The 18,677-nt window shown below is 40.4% G+C and carries 19 protein-coding genes; 16 read left to right on the top strand and 3 right to left on the bottom strand.

Features of this window, described 5'->3' with window-relative positions; all coding sequences use genetic code 11:
- Positions 1 to 231: 231 nt before the first annotated feature.
- From rpmB to rpsR, 11 genes are all read left to right on the top strand, one after another.
- Positions 232 to 420, top strand: coding sequence for a 50S ribosomal protein L28 (gene rpmB / locus E4T82_RS07400; protein ID WP_001140948.1), 189 nt, complete (start codon positions 232 to 234; stop codon positions 418 to 420).
- 201 nt (positions 421 to 621) lie between these two features.
- The gene (locus tag E4T82_RS07395) at positions 622 to 987 is read left to right on the top strand and encodes an Asp23/Gls24 family envelope stress response protein (protein ID WP_075105451.1); all 366 of its coding nucleotides are present in this window, start codon (positions 622 to 624) and stop codon (positions 985 to 987) included.
- A gap of 2 nt (positions 988 to 989) precedes the next feature.
- Positions 990 to 2,654 (top strand): DAK2 domain-containing protein, encoded by a 1,665-nt coding sequence (locus E4T82_RS07390; RefSeq protein WP_135182207.1) that lies wholly within the window; start codon positions 990 to 992, stop codon positions 2,652 to 2,654.
- A gap of 523 nt (positions 2,655 to 3,177) precedes the next feature.
- On the top strand, positions 3,178 to 4,212 hold the full coding sequence (locus E4T82_RS07385; RefSeq protein WP_135182206.1) for a LacI family DNA-binding transcriptional regulator: 1,035 nt from the start codon (positions 3,178 to 3,180) through the stop codon (positions 4,210 to 4,212).
- Positions 4,213 to 4,330: 118 nt separating this feature from the next.
- Positions 4,331 to 5,245, top strand: coding sequence for an ABC transporter permease (locus E4T82_RS07380; RefSeq protein WP_075105453.1), 915 nt, complete (start codon positions 4,331 to 4,333; stop codon positions 5,243 to 5,245).
- A gap of 10 nt (positions 5,246 to 5,255) precedes the next feature.
- Positions 5,256 to 6,143, top strand: coding sequence for a carbohydrate ABC transporter permease (locus E4T82_RS07375; RefSeq protein ID WP_135182205.1), 888 nt, complete (start codon positions 5,256 to 5,258; stop codon positions 6,141 to 6,143).
- Positions 6,144 to 6,210: 67 nt separating this feature from the next.
- Entirely contained in the window at positions 6,211 to 7,830 is a 1,620-nt protein-coding gene (locus E4T82_RS07370; RefSeq protein WP_194185879.1) for an ABC transporter substrate-binding protein, read from the top strand.
- A gap of 19 nt (positions 7,831 to 7,849) precedes the next feature.
- Positions 7,850 to 9,214, top strand: coding sequence for a glycoside hydrolase family 32 protein (locus E4T82_RS07365; protein WP_135182204.1), 1,365 nt, complete (start codon positions 7,850 to 7,852; stop codon positions 9,212 to 9,214).
- Between the two features lie 414 nt (positions 9,215 to 9,628).
- Positions 9,629 to 9,919, top strand: coding sequence for a 30S ribosomal protein S6 (rpsF, locus tag E4T82_RS07360; RefSeq protein WP_075105456.1), 291 nt, complete (start codon positions 9,629 to 9,631; stop codon positions 9,917 to 9,919).
- A gap of 11 nt (positions 9,920 to 9,930) precedes the next feature.
- A complete protein-coding gene (locus E4T82_RS07355) occupies positions 9,931 to 10,425 on the top strand; it encodes a single-stranded DNA-binding protein (RefSeq protein ID WP_135182203.1) in 495 nt (164 codons plus the stop codon).
- Between the two features lie 34 nt (positions 10,426 to 10,459).
- Positions 10,460 to 10,699, top strand: coding sequence for a 30S ribosomal protein S18 (gene rpsR / locus E4T82_RS07350; protein WP_002939250.1), 240 nt, complete (start codon positions 10,460 to 10,462; stop codon positions 10,697 to 10,699).
- 239 nt (positions 10,700 to 10,938) lie between these two features.
- Here the strand turns inward: rpsR and E4T82_RS07345 are convergent, their stop codons facing one another.
- The 3 genes from E4T82_RS07345 to E4T82_RS07335 all read right to left on the bottom strand — a co-directional run bounded on the left by E4T82_RS07345 (position 10,939) and on the right by E4T82_RS07335 (position 13,332).
- Positions 10,939 to 11,640, bottom strand: coding sequence for a hypothetical protein (locus E4T82_RS07345; protein WP_135182202.1), 702 nt, complete (start codon positions 11,638 to 11,640; stop codon positions 10,939 to 10,941).
- A gap of 75 nt (positions 11,641 to 11,715) precedes the next feature.
- Positions 11,716 to 12,369 (bottom strand): DUF1129 domain-containing protein, encoded by a 654-nt coding sequence (locus E4T82_RS07340; RefSeq protein ID WP_135182201.1) that lies wholly within the window; start codon positions 12,367 to 12,369, stop codon positions 11,716 to 11,718.
- An 18-nt stretch (positions 12,370 to 12,387) separates the two neighbouring features.
- Positions 12,388 to 13,332, bottom strand: a complete 945-nt coding sequence (locus tag E4T82_RS07335) for a magnesium transporter CorA family protein (protein ID WP_135182200.1) — start codon at positions 13,330 to 13,332, stop codon at positions 12,388 to 12,390.
- 339 nt (positions 13,333 to 13,671) lie between these two features.
- On the opposite strand from E4T82_RS07335, the gene E4T82_RS07330 reads away from it, so the two are divergent.
- The 5 genes from E4T82_RS07330 to E4T82_RS07310 all read left to right on the top strand — a co-directional run bounded on the left by E4T82_RS07330 (position 13,672) and on the right by E4T82_RS07310 (position 18,667).
- Positions 13,672 to 14,103 (top strand): hypothetical protein, encoded by a 432-nt coding sequence (locus E4T82_RS07330; protein WP_135182199.1) that lies wholly within the window; start codon positions 13,672 to 13,674, stop codon positions 14,101 to 14,103.
- 130 nt (positions 14,104 to 14,233) lie between these two features.
- Entirely contained in the window at positions 14,234 to 14,692 is a 459-nt protein-coding gene (locus E4T82_RS07325) for a hypothetical protein (protein ID WP_135182198.1), read from the top strand.
- A 744-nt stretch (positions 14,693 to 15,436) separates the two neighbouring features.
- A complete protein-coding gene (locus tag E4T82_RS07320; RefSeq protein WP_135182197.1) occupies positions 15,437 to 16,201 on the top strand; it encodes a trypsin-like serine peptidase in 765 nt (254 codons plus the stop codon).
- A 35-nt stretch (positions 16,202 to 16,236) separates the two neighbouring features.
- Positions 16,237 to 16,914, top strand: a complete 678-nt coding sequence (locus E4T82_RS07315; protein ID WP_135182196.1) for a CPBP family intramembrane glutamic endopeptidase — start codon at positions 16,237 to 16,239, stop codon at positions 16,912 to 16,914.
- Between the two features lie 277 nt (positions 16,915 to 17,191).
- A complete protein-coding gene (locus tag E4T82_RS07310; protein WP_135182195.1) occupies positions 17,192 to 18,667 on the top strand; it encodes a trypsin-like peptidase domain-containing protein in 1,476 nt (491 codons plus the stop codon).
- The last annotated feature ends 10 nt before the right edge of the window (positions 18,668 to 18,677 follow it).

Below are 18,677 nucleotides of genomic sequence, written 5' to 3'. Positions count from 1 at the left end.
ATCGTCAAGACTGAGGCAAAGAAAAAATAATTTGTCTCAGTCTTTTTTGATAAGAATACTAGTTTTATCAGTTTTCTTGGCTATATATAAGGAATATCCGAACGTTCCCAAAAAGATAGACACACACAAAGTTGAAAGTTCTTCTTGCAATGAGTGGTATTTTTTGGTAGAATAGTCAAGTATGTGGTGCTAGCACATCCGTAATATTTGATCAAATGAGGAGGAATACACATGGCTAAAGTATGTTATTTTACAGGTCGTAAAACTGTATCAGGAAACAACCGTTCACATGCGATGAACCAAACAAAACGTGCGGTAAAACCAAATCTTCAAAAAGTAACTGTTTTGATTGATGGAAAACCTAAAAAAGTTTGGGCTTCAGCTCGTGCACTTAAATCAGGTAAAGTTGAACGCGTTTAATTTTTTAGAAAAAAGAGGTCCAGTGGACCTCTTTTTCACGAGCCAGAAAATGAGAGAGCGAGTTTAGAGGTCCAGTGGACCTCTTTTTCATTTTGTTTTTAAACTGAATGCTGACTTCTTATCTGTTGTCACAGCCTAGTTTTTTACAGCTATGAGAATTTATGGTAAAATAGAGTGATAAAATGATTTGAGGTACGAAAAATGACGGTTAAAATCAATACAAAAGATGGCCAGATTGAACTAACAGATGATGTCATTGCGACAGTTGTTGGTGGTGCTACAACGGAGATTTTCGGCGTTGTTGGTATGGCAAGTAAATCTGCGATTAAGGATAACTTTCAAGCGCTTCTTGGAAAGGAAAATTACGCCAAGGGTGTCGTGATTAAAACGACCGAAGAAGGGCATATTGCAGTCGATGTCTATACTGTGATGAGCTACGGTGTCAAAATCAGTGAAGTTTCACGGAATATTCAAGAACGTGTGAAGTTTAATTTGGAAAATCAATTGGGTATCGCAGCAGATACAGTCAATGTCTATATTCAAAATATCAAGGTCGTAGGAGAATAATGGTGTCTAAAATTACAACGAGTTCATTTCAAGAAATGGTGCAGGCTGCATCTACTCGCCTGAATAAACAAGCAGAATATGTGAATTCATTAAATGTCTTTCCTGTTCCAGATGGGGACACAGGTACAAATATGGGAATGACCATTACCAATGGTGCTAAAGAGGTATCTGATAAGCCTGCTAGCACAGTTGGTGAAGCTGCTCAGATTTTGTCAAAAGGCCTCTTGATGGGTGCGCGTGGGAACTCAGGTGTTATCACTTCCCAATTATTCCGCGGTTTTGGTCAATCAGTCAAAGGCAAAGAAGAGTTGACAGGAAAAGACTTGGCACAAGCCTTCCAACACGGAGTAGAAGTAGCCTACAAAGCGGTGATGAAGCCGGTTGAAGGAACAATCTTGACGGTATCCCGTGGAGCAGCGACAGCTGCCTTGAAAAAAGCAGAACAGACCGATGATGCTATTGAAGTGATGCGTGCAACCTTGGAAGGTGCCAAGCGTGCCTTGAAGAAAACCCCAGAGATGCTTCCAGTATTGAAAGAAGTAGGTGTCGTGGACTCTGGTGGTCAAGGCTTGGTTTACATTTATGAAGGCTTCCTTGCTGCTCTTACAGGTGAGTACATTGCTTCTGAGGATTTTGAAGCAACACCAGCGGTCATGTCTGGTATGATTAATGCAGAACATCACAAATCAGTTGCAGGACATGTCGCGACAGAAGACATCACTTTTGGCTACTGTACGGAAATCATGGTGGCACTCCGTCAAGGTCCAACCTATGTGAAAGAATTTGACTACGAAGAATTTCGAGCTTATTTGAATGACTTAGGAGATTCTCTTCTTGTGGTGAATGATGATGAAATCGTGAAAGTCCATGTCCATACAGAAGATCCAGGACTTGTCATGCAGGCTGGTCTCCAATACGGTAGCTTGGTTAAGGTCAAAGTGGACAATATGCGTGAGCAACACGAAGCGCAAGTTGAAAAAGAAGAAAGTTTCCAAAAGCCAGCTGAGCAAACAGAATATGCAGTCATTGCCGTTGCAGCAGGTGAAGGATTGACAGAAATCTTCAAATCACAAGGTGTCGACTACGTGATTTCTGGTGGTCAAACCATGAACCCGTCTACAGAAGACTTTGTTAAGGCTATTGAATTGGTCAATGCCCGCAATGTCATCTTGTTGCCCAACAACAAGAACATCTTAATGGCAGCTCAATCAGCGGCAGAAGTGGCAGAAGTGGCAGTCAAAGTGGTAGAAACACGTACGATTCCACAAGGATTTACGAGTCTTCTAGCTTTCGACCCAAGCCATGATATTGAGGCTAACTTTGAAGCCATGACGGCTTCTCTTGCAGATGTCAAGAGCGGAAGTGTGACGACAGCTGTGCGTGATACGACGATTGACGGGCTTGAAATCCACGAAAAGGATAATCTTGGAATGGTTGATGGGAAAATCGTAGTGTCTAATCCAGACATGGTGGAGACCCTCGTTACAACCTTTGACAAGATGTTGGATGAAGATAGTGAAATTGTAACCATTTACGTGGGTGAAGAAGGTGACAAGGCCTTGGCTGAAAGCCTTGCCCAAGACTTGGAAGAAAAATATGAAGATGTTGAAGTGGAAATCCACCAAGGCGGTCAGCCAGTCTATCCATATCTGTTTAGTGTTGAATAAGATACGAGGGCGTAAAAAAAGCGACTGAAAATTAGGAAACACGACGATGAAGCGTAGCTTCTAGGAGTGTTTATCTATTTTCCAAGCTTTTAGCCCGAGTTCAGTTCCATAAGATACGAGGGTGTTGACACGAGTTACACGCGTTTTATCCCTAGCCTCCAACCGTCTCCTAGACCGTTGGAGCGAGTACCAAGGGAAGCGAAACGCACCACTTTTGGGACTTCACGTTGATATTTCAAAGCAGTGGTTGAATGGCTGTTTCGTTTGCCTTTTCGCTTGAACCAGACCTTTACATGAGACATCAGTAGCGCTTACTCAATCGCCAAAGGTCTCGGTTGGTATGCGGAGGTGAGGTAAAATAAGTCAGTAGTTGAGCCCAATCCTAGAAACGAGGGAGTGAGGACGAGCAATTCGTAGAATGCTTTCTTACTCCCTTTTTCATGCTTTCATGATATATTCTTGAAAAAAGCGTGGAAAACGATTTCAAAAAGTGTTATAATGAAGAACAGAAGTAGGTGAAACGATGAAAGAAGTGCAGAAAAAATCAGTTACCATGAAAGATGTTGCCCAGCGGGCTGGTGTGAGCGTGGGAACGGTGTCACGGGTCATCAATCATGAACAAGGAATTAAGAAAACGACCTTGCAAAAGGTACAGCAGGCGATTGAGGACTTGGCCTATATCCCAGATGTCTATGCGCGGGGAATGAAAACCAATCGGACAGAGACGGTTGCTTTGATCTTGCCGACTATTTGGCACCCATTTTTCAGCGAGTTTGCCTTTTTTGTTGAAGAAGCCCTCAGTAAGAAAAACTATAAATTATTGTTGTGTAACACAGATGGGGTTAAAAAAGAGATTGAGTACCTCATGATGTTGCGGCAGAATAAGGTGGACGGTATTATCGCCATTACCTACAGTCCGATTGAAGATTATTTGGCATCTAATATTCCCTTTGTCAGTATCGATAGAACTTACAGGGATAAGGAAATCGCCTGTGTGACGTCTGACAACCAAAAGGGCGGAGAGCTTGCGGCGCAGATGTTACTCGAAAAAGGCTGTCAGCACCTCGCTTTTGTCGGCAGTCACAATGATACTTTCAATGAGACCAAAAAACGCCGCCAATTTTTTGAAAAGACCGTACGCCAGACAGGGAAAGAATGTCTTGTTTTTGATATTCCAGAGCCGGTGGATGATTTTCTTGGAGAACTAGAAAAATTCTTAGTAGCGCATCCGCAAATTGACGGAATCTTTGCCATCAATGATTTTGTGGCCTTAGAGACGATGCAGATTCTGGAGAAGCAGGGCAAGCGTGTGCCAGACGATGTGCAGGTGATTGGTTACGACGGGATTCGTTTTGCAAAAGAGCATGAATATGTTCTATCTACTATCAAGCAGCCACTTGAGCAAATGGCAGAAGAAGCAGTTAATATCTTGTTGGCGATTATCCATCAGAAGAACTATCAGCGACAAAGTGTGCTGCCCATTTCGTACATTGAAGGAAAAACAACAAAAAATTCAAAAAATCTATTGACAGAAAACGCTACCAATGGTACACTATAGGTACGAAATTTATTTTTTACAAAAAATATGAAACGTTTCAAAAATAAAGAAAGCTCTATTTAGAATAATGAGTTTTCTCATTTTAATCAAAATTGAAACGTTTCAAAAAGGAGGAGTTATGAATATAGGAAAGGAATACTCTGTCTGGAGTAGAATCAAGAAACAAAAAGTATTGTTGCTGATGTTGCTTCCAGGGCTGTTGTTGACCTTTATCTTTAAGTACATTCCGATGTATGGGGTCTTGATTGCCTTTAAAGATTACAATCCTTTGAAAGGTGTCATGGGAAGTGAGTGGATTGGATTTCAAGAGTTTACCAAGTTCCTTTCTTCTCCTAACTTCGGTATCTTGCTAGGAAATACGCTCAAGCTTAGTATTTATGGCTTGTTGCTCGGCTTCTTGCCACCGATTATTCTAGCTATTATGCTCAATCAGTTGTTGAGTGATAAGGCGAAAAAGCGCATCCAGCTCATTCTTTATGCGCCAAACTTTATTTCAGTCGTGGTCATCGTCGGAATGATTTTTCTCTTCTTCTCTGTCGGTGGACCCATCAATAGTATCCTCTCGCTCTTTGGTATTAAAGCAAACTTTTTGACGGATCCAGATGCCTTTAGACCGCTCTATATTCTTAGTGGTATTTGGCAAGGAATGGGGTGGGCATCAACGCTCTACACAGCGACTCTGGTCAATGTGGATACGTCCTTGATTGAAGCAGCGAAAATGGACGGTGCGAATATCTTCCAACGCATTTGGCATATTGATTTGCCAGCTTTGCGACCTGTCATGGTCATTCAGTTTGTCCTAGCAGCTGGAAATATCATGAATGTCGGCTATGAAAAAGCCTTCTTGATGCAAACATCGCTTAACTTGACCAGCTCAGAAATCATCTCAACCTATGTTTATAAGGTCGGTCTTGTATCAGGTGACTATTCTTATTCAACGGCCGTTGGACTTTTCAACGCAGTCATCAATGTTATCTTATTGATTGCGGTGAATCAAATCGTTAAACGGATGAACAACGGTCAAGGATTATAAGGAGAATGGAATGAATACACAAATTTATACAACATTCGACAAGCGTATGCTTGTGGTCAATAAAATTATCATTGCATTTCTAGTGTTGATTACGCTGGTTCCCATGCTCTATATTCTGGTAGCGTCCTTTATGGATCCGCAAGCTCTCGTGAGTAAGGGGATTAGCTTTGACCCTGCTGATTGGACGATTGAGGGCTACCAGCGGGTATTCAGCGACAAGTCTATCATTCGTGGATTTTTCAACTCGCTTTTTTATTCCTTTAGTTTTGCAGCTCTTACCGTTTTCTTATCTGTATTGACTGCTTATCCTTTATCGAAAAAGGATTTGGTTGGGAAAAAATGGTTCAATGCCTTTCTCATCTTCACCATGTTCTTTGGTGGTGGCTTGGTGCCGACCTATCTCCTTGTTAAAGACTTAGGCATGTTAAACACCGTTTGGGCCATTATCGTACCTGGTGCCATCAATGTTTGGAACATTATCTTGGCGCGGACTTATTTCCAAGGAATCCCAGATGAGTTGCTCGAAGCTGCTTATATTGACGGAGCCAATGATTTGGAAATCTTTGTCAAGATTATGCTACCGCTTGCCAAACCAATCATGTTTGTCCTCTTCTTATACGCCTTTGTAGGACAATGGAATTCTTACTTTGATGCCATGATTTATATCAAGGATCCAAACCTAGAACCGCTTCAGCTCGTCTTGCGCAAAATCTTGATTCAAAGTGAGCCTGGTAAAGATATGATTGGTGCGCAAGCCGCCATGAATGAACTAAAACGAATTGCAGAAATGATTAAGTATGCAACGATTGTGATTTCCAGCTTACCGCTCATTGTCATGTACCCATTCTTCCAGAAATACTTTGACAAGGGGATTATGGCTGGATCGTTGAAGGGGTAATACTTCCTAGAACATAGCTGTTAGGAAATATCATAAAATGTGTATTAATATAAAAAGGAGTTTTCTCATGAAAATGAAAACATGGATGAGTCTCAGTGCGACTCTATTGGCAACCTCTGCTTTGGTCCTGACTGCTTGTGGCAATAAAAATGCTGCCTCTAGCCCAGATTACAAGCTGGAAAATGTTTCTTTCCCACTGAAAGATAAAGTGACCCTAAAATTTATTACAGGTAGTTCACCGCTTGCACCAAAAGATCCGAATGATAAATTGATTTATCAACGCTTGGAAGAGGAAACAGGTGTTCATATTGACTGGACCAACTATTCTTCTGATTTTGCAGAAAAGCGTAACTTGGACATTTCATCGGGTGATTTGCCAGATGCGATTCACAATGCCGCTGCATCGGACGTTGAATTGGTGAAATGGGCAAAACAAGGGGTGATTATCCCAGTTGAGGACTTGATTGACCAATACATGCCAAATTTGAAGAAGATTTTGGATGAAAAGCCAGAATACCGTGCCTTGATAACAGCGCCAGACGGTCATATCTATTCCTTCCCTTGGATTGAAGAATTGGGTGAGGGCAAAGAATCCATTCACTCCGTGAACGATATGGCTTGGATTAACACGGATTGGTTGAAAAAGTTAAACCTCGATATGCCAACTACAACAGATGAGTTGGTGACTGTTTTGGAAGCCTTTAAGACACAAGATCCAAATGGGAACGGGAAGGCAGATGAAATTCCAATGTCCTTTATCAATGCAGGTGGAAATGAGGACTTTAAACTCTTGTTTGCTGCCTTTGGTATCGGTGACAATGATGACCACTTGGTCGTTGGGAATGACGGCGTGGTAGATTTCACAGCAGACAATCCCGAGTACAAAGAAGGAGTAAAATTCATCCGCCAGCTACAAGAAAAGGGCTTGCTAGACCCAGAAGCCTTTGAGCAAGATTGGAATACATACATTGCCAAAGGTGGCGAACACCAATACGGTGTTTACTTCACATGGGATAAGGCTAACGTTTCAGGCTTCAACGACAGTTATGATGTTTTACCAGTTCTTGCAGGACCAAGTGGTAAAAAACACGTTGCTCGTACCAATGGAATGGGCTTCTCACGTGACCGCATGGTCATTACTAGTGCCAATAAAAACCTTGAATTGACTGCAAAATGGATTGATGCGCAATATGCGCCATTGCAATCTGTTCAAAACAACTGGGGAACTTATGGCGATGATAGCCAACAAAATATCTTTGAATTTGACAAGGCAAACAATAGCTTGAAACACTTACCGCTTGAAGGAACCGCACCAGGCGAACTTCGTCAGAAGACAGAAGTCGGTGGTCCGCTTGCTATCTTGGATAGCTACTACGGTAAGGTGACAACGATGCCAGATGATGCTGCATGGCGCTTGGATATTTTGAAGAAAACCTATGTTCCATATATGAATAATGACGCCATTTACCCACGTGTCTTCATGGAAGAAGAGGATTTGGATAAATTGGCACAAATCGAAGCCGATATGAATGACTACATCTACCGCAAACGCGCAGAGTGGATTGTCAATGGCAATATCGACAAGGAGTGGGATGACTATATCAAAGAACTTGATAAATACGGGCTGTCAGACTGGTTAGCAATCAAGCAGAAATACTATGATAAATATATAGAAAATCAAAAATAGAAACCGAGAGTGAGTGAATATGGGAGACGTGTGGAGTATCAGTAAAGCAAATGAATTTATTGTGCAACATCAGGGAGAGGTCAATCTTCATTACAAGCCAGAGCTTCATTTTTCAGCTCCAATAGGCTGGATCAATGACCCGAATGGTTTTGTGTACTTTAGGGGTGAATACCATTTGTTTTATCAGCATTACCCTTACGGAACGCATTGGGGGCCGATGCACTGGGGGCATGCCAAGAGCAAGGATTTATTACATTGGGAGCATCTTCCAGTCGCTCTTGCTCCAGACCAAGATTATGATAAGGACGGCTGTTTCTCAGGGAGTGCGATTGTCAAAGATGACAAGCTGTGGTTGATGTATACAGGACATATTGTGGATCCAGATGGTAGCGTTCGTCAGGTGCAAAATATGGCCTACTCGACAGATGGCATTCATTTTGAAAAACTGGCTTCTAATCCTGTCGCGACAGGCGAGATTTTGCCAGAAGAGTTGGTGGCGAGTGACTTCCGCGATCCAAAATTGTTTGAAAAAGACGGGACCTATTACGCGGTGGTTGCGGCCAAACATCGAGATGAGATTGGAACGATTGTTCTGCTTGAGTCACCTGATTTGATGACTTGGGAATTTGTCTCCATTTTCCTCAAGGGAGAAAAGCACCAAGGTTTCATGTGGGAATGTCCTGATTACTTCGAGCTAGATGGTATCTCTTGCTTGGTTCTATCACCAATGCGTTATCAAAAAGATGGTCTAGACTATGTCAATATCAACTCGTCCGTCATCATGACAGGGCGTGTAGACTGGGATCAGAAAATCTTTCAGCTTGATACGGTGAAAGAGATTGACCACGGTCATGATTTCTATGCACCGCAGACCATGGAAAATGCTGCTGGCGAGCGAATCATGATTGCCTGGATGCAGACTTGGGGGCGGACCAATATCACAGACCAGCTCGACCATAAGTGGACCTGTGCTATGACATTACCAAGAAAGTTGCAGTTGAAAGATGGTGCCCTTGTTCAAGAACTTCCTGAAAGTCTTTCCGATCAACTGTCACCGCTCCTTCAACAAGGAGTGGTGACAGTTGGGACTTTTCAGGGAGATTGGACAAATGGCAAGGTCTTCCGCTTGGGAGATGAAGATGATTACATCGAATTTGGCTATGACGTGGTGGCAAAAGAAGTCTATATCGACCGCAGTCATCTAAAACAAGCCATTCGAGGAGAAGAAAGCTGGTCTACCGAACGCCGCGCTGTTCAGGCAGAAGCACCAGAGGTGGTGGTTGTGCTTGATACGAACAGCCTTGAACTTTTTGTCAATGGCGGTCAGGATAGTTTGACTAGTACCTATTTCTTATCAGGGGAGCGTCATTTGGCTACACAATAGGGTGGAGGGAGCAAGTCCTCTTCCCCTTTTTTCATTTAAGAAGGGAAAATTGCAGGACAACCGCATGAAGAACATCATTCGTTGAAAAAACAATGACCATCGCAAATTGTTATCCGTGTCTCACCGTTCAACTCTTTTTCCTGAGACCAAACTGTAAAAAATCTCTTTTTTATAAAAAAGAAATATTTGGGAAGTTACGTTTTCTAGAAAAACAACGAGTATTTTCTATTTTTCAGAGCATACTCCCTCTTTTCAGAAAAAATAGGGTAATTTTCTCTTTATATGTTTGTCGTAGAAATCCTGTTATTTTCCTTGCTATTTCTTAGAAAGTGCGGTATAATAATACCTTGTGAGCAGCCCTCACTTACTCATGGCGAGACCATGAGTCATTAGACCAAAAGGAGGAACATATCAATGGCTAAATACGAAATTCTTTATATTATTCGTCCAAACATTGAAGAAGAAGCTAAAAATGCTTTGGTAGCACGCTTTGACTCTATCTTGACTGACAACGGTGCAACTGTTGTTGAATCAAAAGCATGGGAAAAACGTCGTCTTGCATACGAAATCAAAGATTTCCGTGAAGGACTTTACCACATCGTGAACGTTGAAGCAAATGATGACGTAGCTCTTAAAGAGTTTGACCGTCTTTCAAAAATCAACGGCGATATTCTTCGTCACATGATTGTGAAATTAGACGCGTAAGAAGGTAGCTTATGATTAATAATGTAGTACTAGTGGGGCGTATGACCCGAGATGCAGAACTTCGTTACACACCGTCTAACCAAGCTGTTGCGACGTTTACACTTGCAGTGAACCGCAATTTTAAAAATCAAAATGGTGAGCGGGAAGCGGATTTTATTAACGTAGTCATTTGGCGCCAGCAGGCTGAGAACTTGGCAAACTGGGCTAAAAAAGGTGCCTTGGTGGGAATTACTGGTCGGATTCAGACGCGTAATTATGAAAACCAGCAAGGGCAACGCGTTTACGTGACAGAAGTTGTTGCAGATAATTTCCAATTGTTGGAAAGCCGTACTGCACGTGAAGGACAAGGTGGTGGTTATCAAGCTGGCAATTCGTTTGCTGGTGGTAATGATTACAATTCACCTTATCAAGCGCCTGCACAATCTACACCGAACTTTGCACGCGAAGAAAGCCCATTTGGAACAACCAATCCAATGGACATTTCAGATGATGATTTACCATTCTAGGTAAGGACAGATAAAAATAATAAAGGAGAAAAACATGGCTCAACAACGTCGTGGCGGATTCAAACGCCGTAAAAAAGTTGATTATATCGCAGCGAACAAAATTGAATATGTTGATTACAAAGATACTGAGCTTCTTAGCCGTTTCATTTCAGAACGTGGAAAAATCTTACCACGTCGTGTGACTGGAACATCTGCTAAAAACCAACGTAAAGTAACAACAGCAATCAAACGTGCTCGCGTAATGGCTTTACTACCATTTGTAAATGAAGATTAAAAAATAGCCCATTAAGGGCTATTTTTTCACGAGCCAAGAAACGAGGAAGCGAGTTGCAGCTGTGGCTGCCTGTAGGTATAAACTAAATGAGTATAAGACGAACCGAGCCCTTTCTTTCAACAGAAGTGTTACCTTCTCTCAGCCGTTCGATAGGGAGTGCGTCAGGGTGTGATTGTTGCAGAGTAGAAAAAGAACCTTAAGGTAGGTGTGCATCAAACTACCTTAGGGTTCTTTTTGTCTTAATCTGCGTATTGGATGGTGATGGTTCCTGCGGTATTTGTTCCTGTCAGGTAGAGTTGATGAGTGGCTTCTTGAGGGCTTGTGGGTGGTAGGTAGAGTTCCCCTAAGCTTGATTTGAGGGTGCTGACGACCTTGACATCTTTTGAAATCCGAATCCGACAGTTGGAAAGGGTATTTTTTACGACAAGGTGGGTCAAGTCTTTTTCAAACTGTGCTTGGCTTATATCTAGTTGCACATTGGCACAGAATGCCTTAATCGAGATAGCCTGTAGGGCAGGTGCAATGGAGTAGGCGTATTTGTCGGTGAAATTGGCTTCGATATTCAGATAATTGCTGTCAGTTGAGTGAAGGGTGGTAGTAGATGTAGCGTCAAATTGGAGGAACTTGTGTTGTTGCCTCTTCTTATTGATACTGTGGACGGCAACTCCTAGCACGAGAATCCCGAAAAAGAGGGGGCCGACGTTAAATGGAGTATAGGTATAGGGGATAATCTCCCGCATGTAGAGGGAGGAGAAACTAAGCCCGATGAAAAATAAAATGGTATTCTTACGCTCCACTCCCAACCACAGGAAACCAAGAGCCAAGAGCAGGGTGAGGCGGAAGTAGTCAAAGATGATATTGAGCTCGGGGAAAAAGGCGACAAGGATGAGATAGAGAGCAAATAAAATAAGGATGACTTGCCAAGAGTAGTTTTTTTTCATAGAGACCTCCAAGTAGTAAACAGAGTGGTAAAAAAGAAGAGGCTGAGCGATTGTCCCAGTCTCTTGACCTGACCGTTATGGCATTGGTTGCATCGCATTGCGGATGTTGTATTTTTTCTTGAGAAGATAGCGAATACCAAATGCTGCCGCCCCGATTAGAATGGCAAAGAATGGTGATACAACGGGATTGATTGCGCTTGGAATAAGCGCTGCGAGCAAGAAAACAAGACTCCAAGCAAGTGTCGCAAGAACGAGGAAGCCAATTGCTTTGACAAAGCTAGGGCGTTTACCAGTTTTCACTTGATCACGGTAAACAAAGTGGTACATCATATACATACCAGCCCCGACACCAAAACCAATAAGCAACATGGTAATGAGGCCGTAATTGACACCAGCTCCAAATGAGTTCATCGCACCGTTGACTACACCGATAATCGCAAGGAGCAAGAGGCTAGAGTCAAGCCACATGAGCCAAGGATTTTCGTTGAGTTCTGGCTTGTCTGCTTCTTCAGAACGAGTAGTTTTACTTGCTACCCAGTCACTTGGTGCTCCATAGAGGTTGCGGGCGGTGACACCTGCTTTTTGATTTTCTAAAATGACGGGAAGGATTTCTTCGAGCAATTCTTTGATTTCTGCATTGGTCTTACCAGCTTTGATGAGTTGGTTGGTTGCGATATGGATAAATTCTTGATTTTTCTTAGTTAATTCGTTCAATTCTGTAAATGACATCATAATCTCCTTTTGTGGTTAGAACCATTTTTTTCGTAAAAAGTTAATGACGACAACTGCGCTGAGGCAGGCTGAGATAAAGGCGATGACCCAGAAGGAATTTGTTTGTCCTCCAAAAGGCATGCCCGATTCGGGGACATTCATTCCGTAAGCTGAGAAAATAACCGTTGGAATGTCAAGTGCCATGGTCATGAGGGCTAAGGTTTTCATAATCGTGTTTTGATTGTTGGAAATAATCGCCGCAGATGTTTCGGTCATGGCATATAAGACATTGCCATAGATATCCGCCATTTCAAGTGCCTGCTGGGTTTCAATCAAGGTATCTTCCAATAAATCCTCATCTTCTTCGTATTTTTTTAGGGTACTATTTCGGACAGCGAGTTTTTTCACCACACGCTCGTTGAGTTTGAGGGAGGCTTTTAGGTAGACGATGGATTTTTCCAACTCCATCATATCAATAACTTGCTCATTTTTAGTGGCGCGGTCAATATGGGCGCTGATACGGTCTGTCTGTCGATCGATTGAACGCAGGGCGGTGATGAAGAGTTCAGCGTTGCGATAGAGCAACTGGAAGACAAAGCGCGTCTTCATAAAGGTATAGAAATTCTTAATCCGCTTATTGAAGAAGTGCTCAAAGAGGGTCAAGGGCTGCACGCAGGTGGTAATCACGACATCCTTGGTGACAATAATTCCGAGCGGCAGGGTGATGTGGTAGCTCTTGTTGTTACGCTCCTCGTAGGTTGGGACGTCTACGATAATCAAGGTGTAGTTATCTTCTACAGTGATACGAGATGATTCTTCCACATCGAGGGGGGCCCGAAGGTCCGTGATGTCAATGTCGAACTGTTCAGCTAGTTTGACCGATTCTTCCTGGGAGGGGTTAACCAAGTTAATCCAAGAGCCTGGTTCAAAGGTTTGGATTTCTTCTAAATCAGTTAATGTAGAACGAAACATTTGCTTCATACTCAAATCCTCCTCAGTTTTTTATTGCGTTTAAGTGCACCCCTTCATTATACCAAAAAAAGCTCTCTAAAGGAAAAGTTTTTCAAAAATATGGTATAATTGAACAACAACTTAAATATTTTTGGATAAGGCTTGTGCCGATGCTTTTTCATAGATAAAATGAATGTTTATATAAAAACGAACCAAGCAGGTATGATGAACTTTAACTATAAAATAAAGATTATTGTTGTGTTGTAAAAGGATATTTTTGTTTTGTATTTAAAATCAAGTAGGAATCGATAAGTGGTATTGAAAAAGATAGTGCTTTTGATTATGGTAAACATATAGTGGGGGTAGAAAATGGTTTACGACATTTTGTTGTTTTGTAATAAATTTGGCGCTAAGTTGATAATGTTTTATGGTTTATTAATGGGATACCGTCTAGCCAGAAAATATCTATCAGAATTAAACATTATTGTCAAAGCAACGTGTACTAAATGCGGAAATCAACGTGTGATGACTTACGATGCTTTTTCAAAATTTGGATTTGTTAAACGAAAATTCACTAGACGAGGGATTCATTTTTTGGGTTTTGGTGTGTCAATGTCTGATCGGATTGCTGAAGAGCATAGAATGTTTTGTGAACAGTGTCAGAAGAAAAGATTTTTTAATTGGGAAAATATTGAAGAGTTTCCACCTTCTGCACGGAGAGAATGTTTAAAACTGGTGTTTAAAACAGCAGCTCCTTACTTTATCTTATCGGTAATAGTGGATGGATTATCTAGCTTTTGAGTGGCTTGTGTACTGTCAATTGTAGTGGGTGAAATCTATAATGACTCAGGAGAGAATCAATTAGGTTCTCTCTTTTTGGATGCTTATAGCAATAAAAGGGATACAGAGATACCAAAAAAGGAGAGCTGAAATGAGGAAGAAACGAGATAAAAGCCTAACACTTGATGAGTATTTGCGCATTCGTAGTGAAGCAAGGGTAGCTACTCTTCTATTTTGTATATATACCGTTCTTTTTATCATAGGAGGGGTTTATTTAGTATTACAGGGAGGACGAGCTCACCTATATACATCTATTGGGATGGCTGTTTATCTGACACTGGGGCTGAAAATGTTTATTCCACCATTTCATAGAAAAGCCTATCTTGAATTAGAGCAACCAGAATTAAAGACGTATCCTTCTAGAAAAGGTTTATTATCTTCTCATTTTATGTTTTGCCAATTAGGAGCCTATAGTCTAGGATGTCTTGCTCTGATGATTGTACTAACGCAAACATTGTCTGCTATTCCACCAAAAGTAAAAATGATCGACTTACCGAGTATTGAAACCTCAAAAATGGAACCAAGTACAACTCCAAGTAAGTTTGAATAAGTGAAAATAATGAATGAGCGGATAGGGTAGAGTAGAGCTATCATGGATGTTGCGTTTTGTGAGAAGGTATAGCAAACCAACAGCTACTATTCGCTTTCTTGTTAAGAAGGTTCGTCTCTTTATGAATGTTTACCACGGACCCTTTTTATGTAATTGGGCTCTATAAAACTTAAAATCTGATTAAGCAACGAAGCCTCAGGTAGTTGAGAACTATTTCCAGTTGGAAATAAGAAAAGTACTACTTTTTTCAACGTTGCTTTCTAAGAAACTCTGTTTCAATCACAATCCTGGCAGAAGTAGAAAAACCTATTTTACTTCTGCTTTTTCATCATTATTTTTGTTATAACGAACCATAATTTATTTGTCTTGAAAGTTCTGGTTATCCAGGATTTGTCATAAAATTAGTTATTTAGAAAAACTAACCAAACAGGTTATTGACTTTGAATATAAAATAAAGATCATTATGCAAATAGTGATTGTTATTTTGTATTTAGACGTTTACAGCATCGAGTCAATTTTCTTGTATTGTAAGATTAACTAGTACAGATAGTTATTATATGTTTGGTAGATAATTTGTATATCTTGAGTTCTTTCTTTAAGATAGGGTTAAGGAATGAAATATAGACTTTTTGTAAAAGTAAGCGTTTTACATATGGTTTGAAATTTTTAATATCATTTTGTGAGAAGAATGATAGTAAAGGTCAGAATAGTTATTTAAAACAATAAATATATGAGGAGTGTATCATGAGACGAAAAACTTATTTTCGACCTCTTTCCGCTGGTGTAATATTATTTGTTGCCGGTCTAACTTTAATGGCTTGTTCTCCTGAAAAAGAACAGAATGCGGTATCTTCGCAGTCAGCAAGTGCTACAGTGAAAAATAAGGGAAGCCGTACGCAGATCGTGGATATTGCTGCTAGTCAGTATAGAGGTATTGCAATTATTCAATCGAAGAGCTACCCAGATGGTTTTGGAACAGGGAGCTTTATTTCATCAGATACGCTTATTACAAATCGACATGTTTTAACAGCCATTGAAAATGCAGAAGATGCGGTTATTCGAGTTGTAGATGAAAACAATCAATTTGTTGACCTACCTGTCAAATCGTTTGCGATCCCAAACGATGAGAGTATGGATGTTGGAATTGTAAAGTTACAGTCTCCTATTACTTCTAGTTCAGATCTAAAGAACATCAAGCCTTTTGTACTTGCTGATAATAAAATAATAGATAAGGTGAAAGCGAATCAGTCTATTCGAACTGTAGGATACCCTGGTGATAAGGATTATGGAAGTCTATGGAATAGTCAAGGAACTATCTTAGAAAAGGATGGAAATTTCTTAAAGTTTACGGCACCAATTGCAGGAGGTTCTTCTGGATCACCTTTATTTAACGAGGACAATCAATTAATTGGGCTCTCTAATGCGTCAACGGATGATATCAATAATCCAATGAGTTTTGGTTTTTTATTTGACTCTAAAATAAGAGACTTTATTGAAAAAAATAAATAGAGAATACTCTAATGAATATATCAGGAGAAACGATTATGAACACTTCGCTTTTTTCTTGGAAAATGAGCACCAAGAAGCGTCCGATAGAAGCCCTCGGTTTATTTGCAGGGTTCTATGCTCTTCATTTTTTGTTAATTCAATATTTGTCGGTAAATCCTATTATAGATCGGATTTCGTTACCATATATCAGTGATCTCGTAATAACGATTATTGATATTTTAACCCTTCTGTTATTGTTATATGTAATGAGAAAACGAGGTTTTGATTTATCGGATAAAGTTCCTCAAAAAGGGCTAAAAACACTCATTGTTGTTGCTGCCATCGCATTTACTCTTATTTCGATTAGTGATTTTATTTTTCAATATGCTATACCGAGTCCTCCATTAGGTTCTTTGCCTTTTGATGAGCGGGTTGCTACTTTTTTTGTCGAATTTATCATCGCTGTTGTCTCAGGTCCTATATTTGAAGAGGTTCTTTTTAGAGGTTTGTTACTGAAGTATGTTTTTACTGATAGACCTATGTTAGGTATTTTAGTTTCCAGTATTTTGTTTACTTTAGCTCACCCGTCTGTGGATTGGACTGCGTATTGGTATTATGGTATTCCTGGTATTATTCTTGGATTAGCGTATAATTACACTAAAAGTATTAAAGTGCCTATCGGAGTTCATATGATGTTAAATTTGGTCTCGCATATTAAATTAAAATTCTTTTAATTCATTCTAACTAAGCAAACTAAATTATTAAAATACTTGTCAAAAAACTCTAAAATGAATATAATCATATGAGAAACAGAGAAGGTCTCCTTAGTCAGTTTTGCTTTCTAAGAAACTCTGTTTCAATCATAATCCTGGCATAAGTAGAAAAACCCCACTCTACTTATGCTTTTTTATTTTGTGTAACATCTAGCAAATATAGTTTGAATGCGCTTACAAAAAAGGTAGATATTTATTATAAAACATGCTATAATAAAAATAAAAAGGAGGAAATCTGATGTTTCATAGAAACAGAGTAGTATCTAGTTTACTATTATCTGTGTTGCTTCTCTCTGCTATTCCTATTCATGCAGAGGAGACGGCAACTTCAACAACAGCCAGTGAACCCAGTGCGACTGTTGCGACCGCGGATTCTAGTTCTCTGGCTTCAGACGTATCGAGTAGTTCTACAGATACAAGTCTGACAGAACCTTCGTCAAGTAGTGCTTCCCAAACAGACAGCTCCTCGGCCTCTTCAACTTCTGAGGTGGTTGATAGTAGCGCAACCGAGCCTTCAAGTAGTAGTTCTAGCGAGGCTACTACAACTATAGATGCTTCTACCATGGAAGATAGGGCTGCAAGAGAGGCAAGTGATGATCCAACCATGATTTTTGGGAAGGATGATCGAGTAGCTGTAAAGAATGTCAAAGCCTCTCCATACAGGCAGGTCGTAGCATTATTTATAGTCCATAAGGGGCAGATTCGGTGGAATGGGAGCGGTGTCTTAATAGCTCCTAATAAAGTATTGACGGCTGCTCATGTTATTAGAAATCCTGAAACTAATGAGACATACGAGAAAGTGATAGCTGTTCCAGCTAATTCAGGAACAACAGCACCCTACGGGAGAATTCAAGGTAGTACTTATTACTTTTTCACTAACTACATAAACGATTATTCAGCTGGTTATAATTTTAATAAGATGAGTGAGGATATGGCAGTTGTTACCCTAGATTCGTCTTTTAAATCAGTAGGACAACTTTCTGTTACGAAGAGTGTAACTGTTGGTCAACCTGTTGATGTTGTTGGCTATCCATGGGATAAAAACAAACATATGTATATTTCTTCAGGAAAGGTAGAGAAGATTGCGAGTAAACTTATCCGATATCGAAATGATACATTACCAGGAAATAGCGGTGGACCTGTTTTAGACAAGCAAAATCGCATTGTAGCGATTAATGTGGCAGAGCCGAAGATTGAAGAACCGTATACAGATGCATATTGGCAGGAATATGGAAATAATACAGGAAGGGTGATTGATCAAGATGCTGTAAATTTAGTTAACTCTGCATTGCAAAATAAAGTTATTGGAACTGGAATACGCAAGTCAATTCCGACTTACAGGTTATATCATGCTGGATTAAGGTACCATTTGTATACCAATGATAAAAACGAGATGGGAACTCTCTCTAGTCATGGTTGGAGGTATGAAGGTGTTGCTTGGAGAACAGATGCACAAGGCAAGCCAGTTTACCGTCTATATCATCAGGGAATTAAAAAGCACGTATATACTACCGATACAAATGAAAAAAATGTTCTTTCTAAGTCAGGTTGGAAGTATGAAGGTATAGCGTGGTATTCGTCAGGAAGTCGAAATGTCTATCGCCTCTACCATTCAGGTTTAAAAGTTCATCTTTATACAACTGATGCAAATGAAAAAGATACTCTTTCTAAATCAGGTTGGAAGTATGAAGGCATTGCTTGGAATGTGGAATAAAAGGAGCTGT

This window comes from Streptococcus cuniculi, from assembly GCF_004570575.1.
Classification (GTDB): domain Bacteria; phylum Bacillota; class Bacilli; order Lactobacillales; family Streptococcaceae; genus Streptococcus; species Streptococcus cuniculi_A.
The sequence above is the reverse complement of the archived record's forward strand: the minus strand, read 5'-3'. Positions and strand labels throughout refer to the sequence as shown.

Bases quoted from the DNA above. Each gene is read 5' to 3' on its own strand.
- rpmB (WP_001140948.1), top strand. From the start codon at position 232: ATGGCTAAAGTATGTTATTTTACAGGTCGTAAAACTGTATCAGGAAAC.
- E4T82_RS07395 (WP_075105451.1), top strand. From the start codon at position 622: ATGACGGTTAAAATCAATACAAAAGATGGCCAGATTGAACTAACAGAT.
- E4T82_RS07385 (WP_135182206.1), top strand. From the start codon at position 3,178: ATGAAAGAAGTGCAGAAAAAATCAGTTACCATGAAAGATGTTGCCCAG.
- E4T82_RS07380 (WP_075105453.1), top strand. From the start codon at position 4,331: ATGAATATAGGAAAGGAATACTCTGTCTGGAGTAGAATCAAGAAACAA.
- E4T82_RS07375 (WP_135182205.1), top strand. From the start codon at position 5,256: ATGAATACACAAATTTATACAACATTCGACAAGCGTATGCTTGTGGTC.
- E4T82_RS07370 (WP_194185879.1), top strand. From the start codon at position 6,211: ATGAAAATGAAAACATGGATGAGTCTCAGTGCGACTCTATTGGCAACC.
- E4T82_RS07365 (WP_135182204.1), top strand. From the start codon at position 7,850: ATGGGAGACGTGTGGAGTATCAGTAAAGCAAATGAATTTATTGTGCAA.
- rpsF (WP_075105456.1), top strand. From the start codon at position 9,629: ATGGCTAAATACGAAATTCTTTATATTATTCGTCCAAACATTGAAGAA.
- E4T82_RS07355 (WP_135182203.1), top strand. From the start codon at position 9,931: ATGATTAATAATGTAGTACTAGTGGGGCGTATGACCCGAGATGCAGAA.
- rpsR (WP_002939250.1), top strand. From the start codon at position 10,460: ATGGCTCAACAACGTCGTGGCGGATTCAAACGCCGTAAAAAAGTTGAT.
- E4T82_RS07345 (WP_135182202.1), bottom strand. From the start codon at position 11,640: ATGAAAAAAAACTACTCTTGGCAAGTCATCCTTATTTTATTTGCTCTC.
- E4T82_RS07340 (WP_135182201.1), bottom strand. From the start codon at position 12,369: ATGTCATTTACAGAATTGAACGAATTAACTAAGAAAAATCAAGAATTT.
- E4T82_RS07335 (WP_135182200.1), bottom strand. From the start codon at position 13,332: ATGAAGCAAATGTTTCGTTCTACATTAACTGATTTAGAAGAAATCCAA.
- E4T82_RS07330 (WP_135182199.1), top strand. From the start codon at position 13,672: ATGGTTTACGACATTTTGTTGTTTTGTAATAAATTTGGCGCTAAGTTG.
- E4T82_RS07325 (WP_135182198.1), top strand. From the start codon at position 14,234: ATGAGGAAGAAACGAGATAAAAGCCTAACACTTGATGAGTATTTGCGC.
- E4T82_RS07320 (WP_135182197.1), top strand. From the start codon at position 15,437: ATGAGACGAAAAACTTATTTTCGACCTCTTTCCGCTGGTGTAATATTA.
- E4T82_RS07315 (WP_135182196.1), top strand. From the start codon at position 16,237: ATGAACACTTCGCTTTTTTCTTGGAAAATGAGCACCAAGAAGCGTCCG.
- E4T82_RS07310 (WP_135182195.1), top strand. From the start codon at position 17,192: ATGTTTCATAGAAACAGAGTAGTATCTAGTTTACTATTATCTGTGTTG.